General features: G+C 60.1%; 15 protein-coding genes and 1 pseudogene. 11 read left to right on the forward strand and 5 right to left on the reverse strand.

Going from position 1 to position 15,210, the window contains the following annotated elements; all coding sequences use genetic code 11:
- Both ACIQ39_RS14005 and ACIQ39_RS14010 read left to right on the forward strand, forming a co-directional pair.
- A partial coding sequence (locus ACIQ39_RS14005) for a hypothetical protein (RefSeq protein ID WP_396435220.1) occupies window positions 1–680 on the forward strand: 680 nt, incomplete at its 5' end.
- 337 nt (window positions 681–1,017) lie between these two features.
- Window positions 1,018–1,581, forward strand: coding sequence for a hypothetical protein (locus tag ACIQ39_RS14010; protein WP_396435221.1), 564 nt, complete (start codon window positions 1,018–1,020; stop codon window positions 1,579–1,581).
- A 338-nt stretch (window positions 1,582–1,919) separates the two neighbouring features.
- Here the strand turns inward: ACIQ39_RS14010 and ACIQ39_RS14015 are convergent, their stop codons facing one another.
- The gene (locus ACIQ39_RS14015) at window positions 1,920–2,387 is read right to left on the reverse strand and encodes a CBS domain-containing protein (protein WP_396435222.1); all 468 of its coding nucleotides are present in this window, start codon (window positions 2,385–2,387) and stop codon (window positions 1,920–1,922) included.
- 115 nt (window positions 2,388–2,502) lie between these two features.
- Here ACIQ39_RS14015 and ACIQ39_RS14020 point away from each other — a divergent pair, with 115 nt between their 5' ends.
- From ACIQ39_RS14020 to ACIQ39_RS14040, 5 genes are read left to right on the forward strand one after another with little or no spacing between them, the layout of a single operon-like run.
- On the forward strand, window positions 2,503–3,801 hold the full coding sequence (locus ACIQ39_RS14020; RefSeq protein WP_396435223.1) for an O-acetylhomoserine aminocarboxypropyltransferase: 1,299 nt from the start codon (window positions 2,503–2,505) through the stop codon (window positions 3,799–3,801).
- A 2-nt stretch (window positions 3,802–3,803) separates the two neighbouring features.
- Window positions 3,804–4,223 (forward strand): GNAT family acetyltransferase, encoded by a 420-nt coding sequence (locus ACIQ39_RS14025; protein WP_396435234.1) that lies wholly within the window; start codon window positions 3,804–3,806, stop codon window positions 4,221–4,223.
- Window positions 4,224–4,235: 12 nt separating this feature from the next.
- Window positions 4,236–5,054: an alpha/beta fold hydrolase gene (locus ACIQ39_RS14030; protein ID WP_396435224.1), complete on the forward strand. Its 819-nt coding sequence runs from the start codon at window positions 4,236–4,238 to the stop codon at window positions 5,052–5,054.
- 41 nt (window positions 5,055–5,095) lie between these two features.
- Complete coding sequence (locus ACIQ39_RS14035; RefSeq protein ID WP_396435225.1) at window positions 5,096–6,436, forward strand: cytochrome P450; 1,341 nt, start codon at window positions 5,096–5,098, stop codon at window positions 6,434–6,436.
- 18 nt (window positions 6,437–6,454) lie between these two features.
- The gene (locus tag ACIQ39_RS14040; protein ID WP_396435226.1) at window positions 6,455–6,778 is read left to right on the forward strand and encodes an Mpo1-like protein; all 324 of its coding nucleotides are present in this window, start codon (window positions 6,455–6,457) and stop codon (window positions 6,776–6,778) included.
- Window positions 6,779–6,802: 24 nt separating this feature from the next.
- On the opposite strand, the gene ACIQ39_RS14045 is transcribed toward ACIQ39_RS14040, so the two are convergent.
- Window positions 6,803–8,056: a YihY family inner membrane protein gene (locus tag ACIQ39_RS14045; protein ID WP_396435227.1), complete on the reverse strand. Its 1,254-nt coding sequence runs from the start codon at window positions 8,054–8,056 to the stop codon at window positions 6,803–6,805.
- Window positions 8,057–8,077: 21 nt separating this feature from the next.
- On the opposite strand from ACIQ39_RS14045, the gene ACIQ39_RS14050 reads away from it, so the two are divergent.
- From ACIQ39_RS14050 to ACIQ39_RS14065, 4 genes are read left to right on the forward strand one after another with little or no spacing between them, the layout of a single operon-like run.
- The gene (locus ACIQ39_RS14050) at window positions 8,078–8,509 is read left to right on the forward strand and encodes a DUF2069 domain-containing protein (RefSeq protein ID WP_396435228.1); all 432 of its coding nucleotides are present in this window, start codon (window positions 8,078–8,080) and stop codon (window positions 8,507–8,509) included.
- Window positions 8,510–8,563: 54 nt separating this feature from the next.
- Window positions 8,564–10,006, forward strand: coding sequence for an FAD-binding oxidoreductase (locus tag ACIQ39_RS14055; RefSeq protein ID WP_396435229.1), 1,443 nt, complete (start codon window positions 8,564–8,566; stop codon window positions 10,004–10,006).
- Between the two features lie 35 nt (window positions 10,007–10,041).
- Window positions 10,042–10,881 carry a thymidylate synthase gene (locus ACIQ39_RS14060; RefSeq protein ID WP_396435230.1) on the forward strand — a complete coding sequence of 280 codons (840 nt, stop codon included), beginning with the start codon at window positions 10,042–10,044 and terminating at the stop codon, window positions 10,879–10,881.
- On the forward strand, window positions 10,881–11,369 hold the full coding sequence (locus tag ACIQ39_RS14065) for a dihydrofolate reductase (RefSeq protein ID WP_396435231.1): 489 nt from the start codon (window positions 10,881–10,883) through the stop codon (window positions 11,367–11,369). The genes ACIQ39_RS14060 and ACIQ39_RS14065 overlap by 1 nt, the downstream gene beginning before the upstream one ends.
- 297 nt (window positions 11,370–11,666) lie before the next feature.
- On the opposite strand, the gene ACIQ39_RS14070 is transcribed toward ACIQ39_RS14065, so the two are convergent.
- The 3 genes and pseudogenes from ACIQ39_RS14070 to ACIQ39_RS14080 form a co-directional block, all read right to left on the reverse strand.
- On the reverse strand, window positions 11,667–13,208 hold the full coding sequence (locus tag ACIQ39_RS14070; protein ID WP_396435232.1) for a SpoVR family protein: 1,542 nt from the start codon (window positions 13,206–13,208) through the stop codon (window positions 11,667–11,669).
- Window positions 13,205–14,488, reverse strand: a complete 1,284-nt coding sequence (locus ACIQ39_RS14075) for a YeaH/YhbH family protein (protein ID WP_396435233.1) — start codon at window positions 14,486–14,488, stop codon at window positions 13,205–13,207. The genes ACIQ39_RS14070 and ACIQ39_RS14075 overlap by 4 nt, the downstream gene beginning before the upstream one ends.
- A gap of 56 nt (window positions 14,489–14,544) precedes the next feature.
- Window positions 14,545–15,210 (reverse strand): annotated as a pseudogene (locus ACIQ39_RS14080) (PrkA family serine protein kinase); the annotation flags it as partial.

Consider the following 15,210-nt stretch of genomic DNA (forward strand, 5'->3'; position numbering starts at 1 on the left):
AAAATCAAATTCAAATCGTGGACACCCATGAAACCTTTGAAACCCTTGCCGTTACTCGCTTGGCGCGGGTTGGCAGTCAAATAAACCGGACACTACTGACTTTCGGTCCAACCAGGGCAAGGGCGCATGTTAGCTACCACCTATGGGAAATGTGCATGAATAAGTGGAGCTTAGATTTCATAAATAATCGTTCAACCACTGCTGCAAAATCATCCGTCCAACCACAACATCGAATCAGCACGCAGATAGAAGACCAACCGCGAAGCGCAGAGGCCCAACAGCAATCTCAACAATCGCAGCAACTCGCCCAGCAAAACCAAGCCCGCGCCGACAAAGCCCGTGAAGGCAAGCGCAGGACCCATAACGATGCGGCGCAGGCGCACAGTTGCATCGAAATTGACAAAGAGCCGGGGCTGTTTGGTGGGTTTAAAAACACTTGCGACTACAAAGTCAATTACGATTTCTGCAACTTCAAGCCCAAGAAAGATTCGTGGGCATCGTCTCATGATTGCGAAAAGAAGCACGGCATCGGTGCGGATGCGGTTGGTCCTGGCAAGTCCAGCGCCGCCCACAACCGCAACACTGAAATGGTGTATTGGTTCGCCTGCAAAGATCCCTCTTGGCCAGTCGATTCGGTGTTTGTGTTGGGCAAGGGCATTGAAGCCCGGTGCCATAACTGATGCGGGGGGTCAATTCATGATGCCGTTGCTGCAAGCACCCCGCCACTTGGGCCTCCTATTGACCGTGCTGATCTGCCTGTATGGCTTGACACCAGCCGCATGGGCTCAGCCGTCCGTCAAAACCGATGATTTGCGGCTGACCGACAGTAATGGCTGCATCCTCTATCACCCCACAACCGATGCAGTGCAACAGGTGCAATTGAGGAATACGGGTAAGTCGGCAAGCCTTCCGATACAGCGAGCGTACTGCCCAGATAAAGTCCACCATGACAGCATCATTTACGGCCTGGGATGGCGTGTTCAAGACAACGATGGGGTGAGCCGAGAGGGGATTGGCATGCGGGTAGGCTGGCTCAAAGACGGGCGTTTTGCTGGCTTGCGCTTGTATTTGAACCAAGGCGGGTATTTGTTTTTGCTCGACGAGACTGGGAAGTCCATTTTATCAACCCGACGGTCAGATCCCAACTACAGCTTGCCCTCGATTCTGGACAAAATCCAAAAAGAAACGGTTCGTTTAGAGGCTTTGGACAAACAGTTTTTAGCGCGGTTCAACATCGAATGGCTCAGTGAAGTGTTGCACATTTGGGATCAAAATCCTTGGGCACTGATGCAAGCCTATACCGACGACATCAGTGGTCCCATGCTGGCCAACCCCGGGGCACGCCAAATAGACGCCCCCAAAACCGCTGGCCGTGGTGCAGTTCCCCCCGAAGAGTTGCAACGCCAAGCAGAAGAACGGCGGCTGGGGGATGAGCAGCATGCGGAAAACCAGCGACGCATTCAGGAAAACCAAGCCCGCAGGCAGCGTGAAAAGGAAGAGCTCGAAGCTCGCAAACTCAAAGAGATGACCGAGGCATTGCAACAACTGTCCAACAGCTTGGGCAATTTGCGGCGCAAATAACTCCAATCAAAAATGAATCTGATCTATGAAGCGACTTCATTATTTCTTTGTGAATGCCTGTCTCGCCATGTTGGGCCGCGCCGCATTACATGCGCCATTGGCCTCGGCACAAACGCCTTCTCAACACCTGGCCATGGCCCAAGGTAAGCCGGGATCATTCTTGGCAATGTGCTGCAAATCCGTGGGTGACATCCCGGGGCAGTGCTAGGGATCAACTTTGTGCATCACTGTGAAAAACTCAAAAGACGCATTGACCAGCTAGTGAAATTTCCTCGCACAAATTCAGTGGTACCAGCGAGTGGATGCAGCCCAATAACTGAGCACACACTGGAATCCCTTCAGAGTTTCGCGTCTTCTGCTTCCGGTGCCGAGCCATCCGGCCAGTCGCGTATGTAGGCCTTGAGCATCTGGTTTTCGAAGTTCTGCCCATCCACCACGGCTTTGGCGACATCGTAAAAGCTGATCACGCCCATCAGCATGGGGCCGTCCATCACCGGCATGTAGCGGGCGTGGTGCTCGAGCATCATGCGGCGCACCTCGTCGATGTCGTTGTCGCCGGTGCACGTCAGGGGCTGGGGGACCATGGCGGCGCTGACCAAGGTGTCGCCCACCTGCCCTCCGTTTTTCACGATTTGCTGAATCACTTCTCGGAATGTCAGCAGGCCCACCAAGCTGCCTTTGGCCATCACCACCAAAGACCCCAGGTCTTTTTCGGCCATGTCTTTCATGGCCAGGGCCAGGGCTTCGTCGGCCTGAACAGTGAACAAGGTGCCGCCCTTGACGCGGAGGATGTCGCTGACTTTCATGTTCTGTCTCCTTGGGGTCGAAAATTTGAAATGCCCAAGAACAATATAGCCCACAATGAAAGCCACATGCGCGAGACAAACCCTGTAGCGCGCTGTCTTTTTACGGAGGCCTCCCATGGCGGGTTACAGCGATCCCGGTTTTGACACTTTGGCCCTGCATGCAGGTGCCGCGCCCGACCCGAGCACGGGTGCGCGGGCGGTGCCTATCCACTTGACCACCTCTTTTGTTTTTGAATCCTCAGATCAGGCCGCAGCCCTGTTCAATTTGGAACGCCCCGGCCACGTCTACAGCCGCATCAGCAACCCCACCAATGCGGTGCTGGAGCAACGCATTTCGGCTTTGGAGGGCGGCATCGGGGCCATTACCACCGCCAGCGGACAAGCGGCTTTGCACCTGGCCATTGCCACCCTCATGGGGGCGGGCTCACACATCGTGGCCTCAAGTGCTTTGTACGGCGGTTCACACAACCTGCTGCACTACACCCTGAGCCGTTTTGGCATCCGCACCACCTTCGTCAAACCCGGCGACCTGGACGCTTGGCACGCCGCCGTGCAGCCCGACACCAAACTCTTTTTTGGCGAGACGGTGGGCAACCCCGGCATGGACGTGCTCGACATCGAAGCGGTGAGCGCCATCGCCCACGAGGCAGGTGTGCCGCTGCTGGTGGACTCCACCCTCACCTCGCCCTGGCTGATCAAGCCTTTTGACCACGGGGCCGATCTGGTTTACCACTCGGCCACCAAGTTTTTGTCGGGCCACGGCACGGTGGTGGGCGGTGTGGTGGTCGACGGCGGCAGTTTCGACTGGGATAAATCAGGCAAATTTGCCGAGCTGAGCCAAGCCTACGCAGGCTTTCACAACATGGTGTTCAGCGAAGAAAGCACCGTAGGCGCCTTTTTGCTGCGCGCACGGCGCGAAGGCCTGCGCGACTTTGGCGCTTGCATGAGCCCGCATACCGCTTGGCTGATTTTGCAAGGCATCGAAACCCTGCCCCTGCGCATGGCGCGCCACGTGGACAACACCGCCAAAGTGGTCGAGTTTTTGGCCGCCCACCCGCTGGTCAGCCGTGTCGGCCACCCGATGCTGGAGAGCCACCCTTCACACGCCTTGGCGCAAAAGCTTTTGCCGCGCGGGGCGGGCTCGGTGTTCAGCTTCGACATCAAGGGCAGCCGCGCCCAAGGCCAAAAGTTCATCGAAGCCCTGAAAGTCTTCAGCCACCTGGCCAATGTGGGCGACTGCCGCAGCTTGGTGATTCACCCGGCCAGCACCACGCATTTCCGCATGAGCGACGAGGCGCTGGCCAGCAGCGGCATTGGCCCGGGCACGATCCGCTTGTCGATTGGCCTGGAGGACCCGGACGATTTGATCGACGACCTGAAAAAGGCCCTCAAAGCCGCAGAAAAGGCCGCGTGACCATGCTCATCCGCGCCTACCAAAGCTCTGACGAAGCCGCCGTGGTGGCCTTGTGGCAAGCCTGCGACTTGACCCGCCCCTGGAACGATCCCTACAAAGACATTGCCCGCAAACTGCAAGTGCGTCCGGACTTGTTTTTGGTGGGTGAAGTGCAAGGCCGTTTGATGGCCAGTGCCATGTTTGGGTACGAAGGCCATCGCGGCTGGGTCAACTATCTGGCCACCTCGCCAGACCACCAAAGACAAGGCCACGCCAAGGCCATGATGCAGCACGGCGAAGCCCTGCTGCTGGCCTCGGGCTGCCCCAAAATCAATTTGCAAGTGCGCCCCAGCAACGCCCAAGTGCTGGCTTTTTACCAATCTCTGGGCTATCAAGACGACCAAGTCGTCAGCATGGGCAAACGCCTGATCCCGGACCATTGACCCCCCCACACCATGCACATCCAACTGCCCACACACCCGCTGTACGCCTACACCGGCGGCAAGCCCTTCAACCCCGCGCAGCCCACGGCTGTTTTCATCCACGGTGTGCTGAACGACCACAGCGTTTGGATTTTGCAAACCCGCTACATGGCGCACCACGGCTGGAACGTGCTGGCGATTGACTTGGTCGGCCACTGCAAAAGCGAGGGCACACCGCCGCAAAGCATGGAAGAAGCGGCCGACACCGTCATCGCCTTGCTCGATGCAATGAAGATCGAAAAAGCCGCGTTGATCGGCCACAGTTTTGGCTCGCTCATCGCGCTCGAAGCCACCGCCCGCGACGCAGCATTGCATCCGGGGCGCATCAGCCACCTGGTCATGGTCGGCACGGCCTACCCCATGGCGGTGTCGCCCGCTTTGCTCGACCTGTCGGTCAGCGCGCCCTTCAAGGCGATCGACATGGTCAACAGTTTTTCGCATTCCACCCTGGCCCCACCGCCGTCGGCCTTGGGGCCTGGCACCTGGCTGTATGGCGGCAGCAAAGCGCTGATGCGCCGCGTGCTGGCCAGCAACACGCAGGTCAACGTGTTCCACACCGGCTTCAAGGCCTGCGACGACTACCGGGGCGCTGAAGCCGCCATGCCGCAGGTGGCTTGCCCCACCCTGTTTGTGCTGGGCAGCGCCGACCAAATGACGCCACCCAAGGCCGCGCAAAGCCTGATTGACCTGTGCGCCAAGCCCAAAGTGGTGAAACTGCCCGCAGGCCACTCGCTCATGACCGAAGCCCCGGAGGGCGTGTTGCAAGCGCTGAAAGACTTTTTGAAACCGTGAGCTGCACGGCCATTCGCACACAGGGGTGCGTTTTTTAAAACATGAACACACTGACTGCCCAGATCACCCCACCCTTGTCGGCCGAGAGTGCCCAGCAAATCGCCCAATCGCTGGACCTGCGGGCTTTGCCGCGCGACTTTCTGGACAACCCCTACCCGGTCTACGCCGCGCTGCGCGAGACCGAGCCCTTCAAGCGCATGCCCGATGGTTCGTATTTCCTCACCCGCCACGCCGACCTGGTGGCGGTGTACCGCGATGCCAAAGTGTTCAGCTCCGACAAGCAAGTCGAGTTCGGCCCCAAATACAACCACGCCCCGTTCAACCAGCCACCCTACGCCACTGCCAGTGGTATGGCCCCGCTGTTCGAGCACCACACCCACAGCTTGGTTTTCAACGACCCGCCGCTGCACACCCGGGTGCGCCGCCTGATCATGGGCGCGATGACGCGCCGCGCCATCGAGGCCATGGAGCCCGGCTTGGTGTTGTTGGTGGACAGCCTGCTGGACAAGATCGAGGCCCAAGGTGGCGGCGACCTGATCGAGGGCTTTGCCTCGGCCATACCGGTCGAGATCATCGGCAACCTGCTGGGTGTGCCACACGCTGAGCGCAAACCGCTGCGCGGCTGGTCGCTGGCGATTTTGGGGGCGCTCGAGCCCAGCCTCACGCCGGAACAAGAAGCGCTGGGCCACCGCAGCGTGAGCGAATTTCTGGCCTATCTGCGCGACTTGGTGGCGCATCGCCGCCAGCACCCCGATGACCCAGAGCACGATGTGCTGACCCGGCTGATCCAGGGTGAAAAAGACAAGGAACAGGGTGGCGACGCCCTGAGCGAAGTCGAGCTTTTGCAAAACTGCATTTTTCTGCTCAACGCCGGGCACGAAACCACCACCAACCTGATCGGCAACGCCCTCATCAGCTTGCAGGAATGGCCCGAGCAGCGCGAACAACTCCAGGCCGACCTGCAAGCCGCTGCCAGCGCCGAAGAACGTGATCGGATCATGGGCCTGGCCGTGGACGAGTTTTTGCGTTTTGAATCGTCCAACCAACTGGGCAACCGCCGCGCCTTGCAGGCCACGCAAGTCAATGGTGTCGATCTGCCTGCGGGCGCCTTGGTCACGCTGTGCATTGGCGCGGCCAACCGCGACCCGGCGGTGTATGAAAACCCCGAACAACTCAACTTGCGCCGCAACGGCAACAAGCACCTGGCGTTTGGCTTTGGGGTGCACCAGTGCGCGGGCCTGAGCTTGGCACGTTTGGAAGGCCGCATCGCGATTGGCCGCTTTTTGCAACGCTTTCCAAATTACCAACTCACCCAAGCGCCCCAGCGCGGCGGCCGGGCGCGGTTTCGCGGCTTTTTGCACGCCCCGTTTTCCATCCGATGAACACCCTGGAGACACGCCATGAACCCCGATCAAACAGCAGCACCCCGGCACGCCAGCTTTGCCGAGTTCTACCCCTTCTACTTGAGCGAGCACAGCGACCGTACTTGCCGCCGCATGCATTTTGTGGGCAGCACTTTGAGCCTGATGTGTTTGGCCATGCTGGCCGTGACGGGCAAACCCCAGTACTTTTTATATGCCTTGCTGTGCGGCTATGGCTGCGCCTGGATCGGGCATTTTGTGTTCGAGAAAAACAAGCCCGCCAGCTTCAAGCGCCCGCTCTACAGTTTCATAGGCGACTGGGTGATGTACCGCGACATGTGGCGCGGGCGTTTGAGTTTTTGAGCGCCCCGGTTTCAAACAAACCCGTCAAGCAACCCGCACTGCGGGCAGCAAGGCCGCCACCCGAACCTGGTCCAAGCCGGTTTGCACCCACAGCGGGTCGGCTGCCGAGGCGCGCAGCACCAGCAATCGATCGGCCAGGGGGGCCACAAGGGCTTGCGTTGGATCGATCAACAACACCTGCCGTGGCTGGGCCTGGTCGTTTTGCTCGGTGAGTCGCCCCACCCAATCGAGCGCGTGCAAGACGGCCAAAACTTGCTGCAACGCGCTCAACTCCACCCGCAAACGGGCGGCCAAGGCTGCGGCACTCCAGCCCCGCTGCTCCGTCAACTTGGCGGCGTTCAACTCGGCCAACACCTCCAAGGCCAGCCTGAAAGACCAGCCCGCGCCTTCGGGTTTGCGCCATTGCTCGCGGCCCAGCTCCGGCAAACTCGACGCCAGCACCGCCCCCAGCAAAACCAGCAGCCAGGTCACATAAATCCAGACCAGCAAAATCGGCAGCGCCGCAAAGGCCCCGTAGACCAGCGAATAGGTAGGCACCTCCAGCAGGTAAAAAGCCATCAATTTTTTGGCCAGCTCCAGCGAGGCGGCCACCAAAAAACCGGCGGTGATGGCATGACGCCAACGCACCCGGGTGTAGGGCACATAAAAGTACAGCCCACTCACGCAGGCAGTGAGCAAGAAAAACTCAAAACTGTCCAGCAACCAGCGCACCGAGCCGGGCAGCACATCGACCACATCACGCGATGCCGTGACCACGTACGAGGTGATGGCCAGGCTGCCACCCAAAAGCAGCGGCCCCAGCGTGATGGCCGACCAATACAGCAGAATTCTTTGCGGCAAGGGGCGTTGACGCTGCACGCGCCAAATCTGGCCCAGCGTGCGCTCGATGGTCACCATCAGGAAGACCGCCGACAAGAGCACCGCCACCAGACCCGCCGTGCCCAGGCGGCTGGCTTTGCGCGAAAACTGGGTCAAATAACTCAGCACTTGGCGGGCAATGCTCTCGGGCACCAAGCTGTCAATCAACCAGCGCTGAATCGTGTCTTGGAACTTGCCAAACACCGGAAAGACCGAAAACACCGCCAAGCCCAAAACAAACAAAGGCACCAAGGCCAACAAGGTGGTGAAAGTCAGCGAGCCGGCACTGACGCCCAGCCGCGCGTCGCGAAAGCGCTCGGCCAACACACGGCCCATTTGACGCCAAGGAAACACCGTCAGCTCTTGCCACCACAAACGGGTGCCATCGCTCAAGCCGGTCTTGGACAAAGAATAGTGCATGCCCGGTATGATGCCACCGCAATGAACCTCAAGCCCGAAACCTCCCCCTCCCCTTCTGAATCGTCCGCGCCAGCAGGCCTGGACCTGACGCGTTGGCTGGCTGTGGGCAGCTTGATTGGACTGATTGTGTTGGGCTTGGCTTGGGAGATTTGGCTGGCCCCTTTGCGCGAAGGCGGCAGCTGGTGGGCCATCAAAGTGCTGCCACTGTGCATCCCCGTGGCCGGTTTGCTGAAAAACCGCATGTACACCTACCGCTGGGTCAGCTTGTTGGTGTGGCTGTACTTCACCGAGGGGGTGGTGCGGGCCTGGAGCGATGCATGGCCGTCCTCGGGCCTGGCGGGTTTGCAAACCTTGCTGTGCACCATTTTGTTTGTGGCCTGCGCATTGCACGTGCGCATCCGCTTCAAAGCCGCCAAAGCCACAGGCCATTTTGTGCCTGTGCCCAGAGAATGATCGTTGGCGCAACGCGTATAGGCCGCTGCCCGTCCCTCCACCTTGCTTGCGCCCATGACCTCCTTGACCCTGCCCCAAATCGACCTGATTGTGCAGCTGCGCGCCATCTGTGGCACGGCCAATGTGCTGACCCACGATGACCCGAGCACTGACCTGAGCCCCTGGGAGCAAGACTGGCGCAAACGCGTGCACGGCCGCGCCCTGGCCGTGGTGCGCCCCGGCGACACGGCGCAAGTGGCCGCCGTGGTCAAGGCCTGCGCTGCAACCGGCACATCCATCGTGCCGCAAGGCGGCAACACCGGGCTGGTGGTGGGTGGTGTGCCCGACAACTCGGGCACCCAAATCGTGCTGAGCATGACCCGCATGAACGCGGTGCGCGCCATCGACCCGGCCAACCTGAGCATCACGGTGGAAGCCGGTTGTGTGCTGCAAAACCTGCAGGTCGCCGCTGAGAATGCCGGATTTTTGTTCCCCTTGAGCTTGGGTGCAGAAGGCAGCTGCACCATCGGCGGCAACCTGGGCACCAACGCGGGCGGCACCCAAGTGGTGCGCTACGGCAACACCCGCGAGCTGTGCTTGGGCCTGGAAGTCGTCACCGCGCAAGGCGAGGTCTGGCACGGCTTGAGCGGCCTGCGCAAAGACAACACCGGCTACGACTTGCGCAACCTGATGATCGGCAGCGAGGGCACGCTGGGCATCATCACCGCCGCCACCCTGAAGCTCTACCCCCTGCCCGCCGCGCAGCTGACCGCTTGGGCCGCCGTGCCCAGCATGCAAGCGGCTGTGCAACTGCTGGGTCTGGCGCACCAGCGCCTGGGGCCTGGCCTGACGGGCTTTGAGGTCATGGGCCAGTTCGCGCTCAGCCTGGTGGACAAACACTACCCGCATCTGCGCGTGCCCCTGTGGCAGGGCACACCCTGGTGCGTGCTGCTGGAAAACTCGGACAGCGAAAACGAGGCGCATGCACGTGGCCAGTTTGAATCACTGCTGCAAGCCGCCCTAGAGGCCGGTTGCGTGAGCGATGCCGTGGTTGCAGAAAATCTGACGCAAGCCCGAGGTCTATGGCACATCCGCGAAACCATCACCCTGGCCCAGGTGCAAGAAGGCCTGAACATCAAGCACGACATCAGCATCCCGGTCTCGCGCATCCCGGCCTTTGTGGCCGAGACCGACGCCCTGCTGGCCCGCGCAATACCCGGCGTGCGCATGGTCGACTTCGGCCACTTGGGCGACGGCAACCTGCACTACAACTTGCAAGCGCCCGAGGGTGCAGATGAAAAGGCCTTCTTGCGCGATTACGAAGACAAGGTGAACACCTTGGTGTTTGACCAGGTGCACAAATTCAAGGGCTCGATCAGCGCCGAGCACGGCGTGGGCGCGCTCAAAGCGGCCAAGCTGCCGCACTACAAAGACCCGACCGCCCTGGCCATGATGCGCGCCGTGAAACTGGCGCTGGACCCGCACAACCTCATGAACCCTGGGCGGGTGCTGGTCTGAACTTGCCCCTTTCAACGGCCCTTTAAAATCCAGCCATGACCACCCCTGAACGCCCCATACGCAGCCAATACGAAGACTTCATGCGCCATGTCTACACCACAGGCGTGCAAAAAGGCGACCGCACCGGCACCGGCACGCGCAGCGTGTTTGGCCACCAAATGCGCTTTGACCTGAACGAAGGCTTTCCGCTGGTGACCACCAAAAAAGTGTTTTTGCGGGCCATCATCGTCGAGCTGCTGTGGTTTTTGCGCGGCGACAGCAATGTGAAATGGCTGCAAGAGCGCGGCTGCAGCATTTGGGACGAGTGGGCCCGCGAGGACGGCTCACTGGGCCCTGTGTATGGCGTACAGTGGCGCAGTTGGCCCACACCCGGTGGCGGTCACATCGACCAGATGCAGCAAGTCATGGACACCCTGCAAAACAACCCCAACTCGCGCCGCATCATCGTCAGCGCCTGGAACGTGGCCGAGCTGGACCAAATGGCCTTGATGCCCTGCCACGCCTTCTTCCAGTTTTATGTGGCCCCACCACAAAATGCCGGTGACAAGCCCAAGCTCAGCTGCCAGCTGTACCAGCGCAGCGCCGACATCTTTTTGGGTGTGCCCTTCAACATCGCCAGCTACGCCTTGCTCACCCACATGGTGGCCCAGCAGTGCGACATGGACCTGGGCGACTTCATTTGGACGGGTGGTGACTGCCACATCTACAGCAACCACCATGAGCAGGTCGAGCTGCAACTGAGCCGCGCACCCATGGCCTACCCCACGCTCCACATTAAGCGCCGCCCCGATTCGATTTTTGATTACGCGTTCGAAGACTTTGAAGTGCGGGGCTATGAATGCCACCCGGCCATCAAAGCACCCGTGGCTGTTTGATGAAACTTCACCTGATTTATGCCCGCGCCCGCAATGGCGTGATCGGCCATGACAAGCAGATGCCCTGGCACCTGCCCGAAGACCTGGCGCACTTCAAGCGCGTGACTTTTGGCCAACCGGTCATCATGGGGCGCAAAACCTGGGACTCGCTGCCCGCACGCTTTCGCCCCCTGCCCGGTCGCCTGAACATCGTGGTCACCCGCCAAACCGATTGGCAGACCGAAGGCGCCCTGCGGGCACATTCGATCGAAGAGGCCATGCGCCTGTGTGGTGATGCGCCCGACGCCTGGGTCATCGGCGGCGCCGAGATTTACCGCCAAGCCGAACCCCTGGCCAGCACCGCGGTGGTGACCGAGATCGATGCCGAGTTTGAAGGCGACGCCTTCGCGCCCACCTTGTCACGGGCATGGCAAGAAACAGCGCGCGAATCGCATGTGGCCACCAGCGGCCTGCCCTTCAGTTTTGTGACTTACCACCAAGCACACTGACCGCCTGTGCATGCGCCAGCCACATCTGGCGCAGGGTATTTTCAAAATCGCGGGAGTATTGGTCGATGTCCCAGGCCGAGGCGGCCTGCAGACACGTTCGCGCAAACCGCGTTTGAGGGTCAGCAAAGCCTGGCATTTACGCGCCATACTTGAAGCAATGCGCACAGAGTCGGCGTGCGACTCGGCCACCCAGTCGTTCAGGCCCGCTGCACTCATGAAGCTGGCCCCCATGAACGAGACAAAATTGTCGCCCGATCAGTTGCTGGGGAGTGGGTTACCGCTTTTTGAGGTTGAAGCTCACCCTCCTGCGGAGGGTGCAGGCACGGCCCACTGCGCCTTGAGCTCACCGCGGATGTTCATGCTTTCGAGCTGAACGCCGAAACCCCATAGGCGGGCCACGTGCTTGAGCACCTCGTCCACGCTTGAGTCCAGGGGCCGGTTGTTGTGTTGGCTGTGGCGCAGAGTCAAGCTGCGATCGCCGCGCACGTTCACGTTCCACACTTGGATGTTGGGCTCGCGAGCCCCCAGGTCATACTGTCGGGCAAGCGATTCGCGCAAGCGCCGGTAGCCTTCGTCGTCGTGAATGGCCGTGACCACAATGTGCGAGTCTTGCTCGTCATCGCGCAGCGCAATCAGGCGAAAGTCGCGCATCAGCTTGGGGGAGAGGTACTGGCCGATGAAGCTCTCATCCTTGAAGTTGCGCATCGCGTCATGGAGCACTGGCAGCCAGGGCTGGCCTGCGATCTCCGGAAACCAGCGATGGTCCTCGTCGGTGGGTGCCTCACAGATGCGCTTGATGTCGGTGAACATGGCAAAGCCCAGGGCGTAGGGGTTGAAACCGCGGTAGCCGGGCTCCCCCACCTTGGGCTGGTAGACCACGTTGGTGTGGGACTTCAGCCACTCGATCATTGTGCCGTCGCTGAGAAAGCCGTTGTCGTACATGGTGTTGAGCAGCGTGTGGTGCCAGAAGGTGGCCCAGCCTTCGTTCATGACCTGGGTCTGGCGCTGGGGGTAGAAGTATTGCGCCGTCTTGCGCACGATGCGTACGATTTCCCGCTGCCAGGGCTCGAGCAGAGGAGCGTTTTTCTCAATAAAATACAGCAGGTTTTCTTCGGGCTCCTTCGGAAAACGTTGGGTGGTGACTTCGGTTTCTGACTCGCCAGCGCGACGAGGCAGGGTGCGCCAAAGATCATTGACCTGCTGCTGCGCGTGAGCCTCGCGCTCCTTGCGCAAGTTCAGCTCTTGGGCCAAGCTGCGCTTGCTGTGGCGGCGATAACGGTCCACACCATGGTTTTGCAGCGCGTGGCAGGAGTCTAGAAATAGCTCGACTGTCTCCAAGCCGTGGCGCTCTTCGCACTCGGCCACGTAGTTGCGGGCATAGACCAGGTAGTCGACGATGGAGGCGGCGTCCGTCCACATGCGAAACAGGTAATTGCCCTTGAAGAAGCTGTTGTGGCCATAGGCGGCATGGGCGATCACCAAGGACTGCATGGCCAAGGTGTTTTCTTCCATCAAGTAGCTGATGCAGGGGTTGGAGTTGATGACGATTTCATAGGCCAGCCCCATGTGACCCCGCTTGTAGTTTTTCTCGGTGCTAATGAACTCCTTGCCAAAGCTCCAATGCCGGTAGTTGACTGGCATGCCCACGCTGGCGTAGGCGTCCATCATTTGCTCGGCGGTGATGATCTCCAACTGGTTGGGGTAGGTGTCAAGACCAAAGCGCTCGGCCGTGGCGCGGATGACCTCGTGGTATTGCTCGATCAGCTCAAACGACCAGTCACTGGACGCGGGTAAAGGGTGCTCGGGGCGAGCCAGGGGTGGTAAGGGGTGGACTGTCATGATTTGACTCCCTCGCGTTTGAACAACTCGCGAAACACCGGATAAATGGCTTGCGGCTGGGCGGCTTTGCGCATGGCAAAGTTGGCAGGGGCGCTGGCCAGGGTCTCATAGGCGGCCCACAAGGGCTTGTCCTCGTCGACCACCTGCACGTAAGCGAAATAGCGGCACGCAGGCAGCAGTTGATCGCGCAACAATTGCTGACAAAGCACATTGTCACCTTCCCAATTGTCGCCATCGCTGGCCTGCGCGCCGTAAATGTTCCATTCGCTCGACGGGTAACGCGCGCGCACGATGTCGGCCATCAGGCTCAGAGCGCTGGAGACAACGGTACCCCCCGATTCTCGCGAATGGAAGAAGTCGTGTTCGCTGACCTCCTGAGCCTGGGTGTGGTGGCGAATGAAGACCAGGTCGATCCGCTCGTAGTGTTGCGTCAGGAACAGGTAAAGGAGCATGAAGAACCGTTTGGCCAGGTCTTTGCGTTGCTCGTCCATGGATGCGGAAACGTCCATCACGCAAAACATGACGGCTTTGGTGCTGGGCACGGCCACGCGGACCCGGCTGCGAAATTTAAGGTCAAGTGGATCGATGAAGGCAATGCGCTCGATCCGTCGGCGCAGCTCCTCCATGCGCTGCTCGAGTTCGGCCAATGCCTGCTGCTTCAGAGGGTCATCGGCGTGGTTTCGGCGCAGCATGGCGGCCTCTTGCTCCGCCTGTGCCAGCTCCCGCCGAGAGCTGGCACCCAGGGCCAGGCGCCTTCCATGGGCACCGCGCAGGGAGCGCACAATGTCCAGGTTATTGGGCGTGCCGCCTGTGCTGTAACCAGCTCTGTGAGTTTTGTATTCGGGTGTGTCAGCCAGCTGGGTGCGCATGAGGTGGGGCAGTGCGAGGTCCTCAAAGAAGATCTGCATGAACTCATCCTTGCTCAGGGTAAAGACGAAATCGTCCTCGCCCTCGCCGCTGTCGCTGGCCTGTGAGCCATGGCCACCGCCCTGGCCGCCACGAGGACGAGGCAGGCGGTCGCCGGTGACATGCTCTTGATTGCCCGTGTGAACCACGTCGCGCACGCCACCCGGACCGTGCTGAAAAAGGGGTTCGTTGAGGTCCTTGCGAGGAATGCGGATGTCCTCGTCTCGAGCCAGATCACGGATGCCCCGGTCTTGCACCGCGCGACGCACCGCGTCCTGGATGCGCGTCTTGTTGCGTCGCAAAAATCGCTCGCGATTGCCTATGGACTTGTTCTTGCCGGCCTCACGCCGGTCGATTATTTGTTGTAGTGTCATGATCTACCGCCCTTCTCCCTTGCTTGTTGCTCGTCGAAAGCCCGATGGACAGCTGCTCAGCTGCTCTTGCGCACGCGCAGATACCACTCGCACAGCAGCCGTACTTGCTTGCCGGTGTAACCCTTGGCCACCATGCGGGCGACAAAGTCCTCGTGCTTTTTGGCCTCGTCCGCACTGGACTTGGCATTGAAGCTGATCACAGGCAAAAGTTCTTCGGTGTTTGAGAACATTTTTTTCTCGATCACCGAGCGCAGTTTTTCGTAGCTGGTCCACAAGGGGTTGTTGCCAGCGTTATTGGCGCGGGCGCGCAGCACGAAGTTGACGATTTCGTTGCGGAAGTCCTTGGGATTGGCAATGCCAGCAGGTTTTTCGATTTTTTCCAGCTCGGCATTGAGCGAGGCGCGATCGAAGACCTCTCCGGTGTCGGCGTCGCGGTACTCCTGGTCTTGGATCCAGTAATCGGCATACGTCACATAACGGTCAAAGATGTTCTGGCCGTACTCGCTGTAACTTTCAAGGTAGGCGGTCTGGACCTCCTTGCCGATGAACTCGGCATAGCGCGGGGCAAGCTGCTCCTTGATGAAGGCAATGAACTTTTGCTCGGTCTCGGCAGGAAACTGCTCACGCCCGATCTGCTGCTCCAGCACGTACATCAAATGCACCGGGTTGGCAGCCACCTCGCTGCTGTCAAAGTTGAAGACCTTGGACAAAATTTTGTAGGC

Origin of the sequence: Limnohabitans sp. (assembly GCF_044361645.1) — a bacterium.
Classification (GTDB): Bacteria; Pseudomonadota; Gammaproteobacteria; order Burkholderiales; family Burkholderiaceae_C; genus Limnohabitans_A.

What these genes read in the sequence shown, in the direction of transcription:
- ACIQ39_RS14070 (WP_396435232.1), bottom strand. Translation starts at nt 13,208, where the DNA reads ATGACAGTCCACCCCTTACCACCCCTGGCTCGCCCCGAGCACCCTTTA.
- ACIQ39_RS14060 (WP_396435230.1), top strand. Translation starts at nt 10,042, where the DNA reads ATGACCACCCCTGAACGCCCCATACGCAGCCAATACGAAGACTTCATG.
- ACIQ39_RS14055 (WP_396435229.1), top strand. Translation starts at nt 8,564, where the DNA reads ATGACCTCCTTGACCCTGCCCCAAATCGACCTGATTGTGCAGCTGCGC.
- ACIQ39_RS14025 (WP_396435234.1), top strand. Translation starts at nt 3,804, where the DNA reads ATGCTCATCCGCGCCTACCAAAGCTCTGACGAAGCCGCCGTGGTGGCC.
- ACIQ39_RS14075 (WP_396435233.1), bottom strand. Translation starts at nt 14,488, where the DNA reads ATGACACTACAACAAATAATCGACCGGCGTGAGGCCGGCAAGAACAAG.
- ACIQ39_RS14010 (WP_396435221.1), top strand. Translation starts at nt 1,018, where the DNA reads ATGCGGGTAGGCTGGCTCAAAGACGGGCGTTTTGCTGGCTTGCGCTTG.
- ACIQ39_RS14040 (WP_396435226.1), top strand. Translation starts at nt 6,455, where the DNA reads ATGAACCCCGATCAAACAGCAGCACCCCGGCACGCCAGCTTTGCCGAG.
- ACIQ39_RS14030 (WP_396435224.1), top strand. Translation starts at nt 4,236, where the DNA reads ATGCACATCCAACTGCCCACACACCCGCTGTACGCCTACACCGGCGGC.
- ACIQ39_RS14015 (WP_396435222.1), bottom strand. Translation starts at nt 2,387, where the DNA reads ATGAAAGTCAGCGACATCCTCCGCGTCAAGGGCGGCACCTTGTTCACT.
- ACIQ39_RS14065 (WP_396435231.1), top strand. Translation starts at nt 10,881, where the DNA reads ATGAAACTTCACCTGATTTATGCCCGCGCCCGCAATGGCGTGATCGGC.
- ACIQ39_RS14035 (WP_396435225.1), top strand. Translation starts at nt 5,096, where the DNA reads ATGAACACACTGACTGCCCAGATCACCCCACCCTTGTCGGCCGAGAGT.
- ACIQ39_RS14020 (WP_396435223.1), top strand. Translation starts at nt 2,503, where the DNA reads ATGGCGGGTTACAGCGATCCCGGTTTTGACACTTTGGCCCTGCATGCA.
- ACIQ39_RS14045 (WP_396435227.1), bottom strand. Translation starts at nt 8,056, where the DNA reads ATGCACTATTCTTTGTCCAAGACCGGCTTGAGCGATGGCACCCGTTTG.
- ACIQ39_RS14050 (WP_396435228.1), top strand. Translation starts at nt 8,078, where the DNA reads ATGAACCTCAAGCCCGAAACCTCCCCCTCCCCTTCTGAATCGTCCGCG.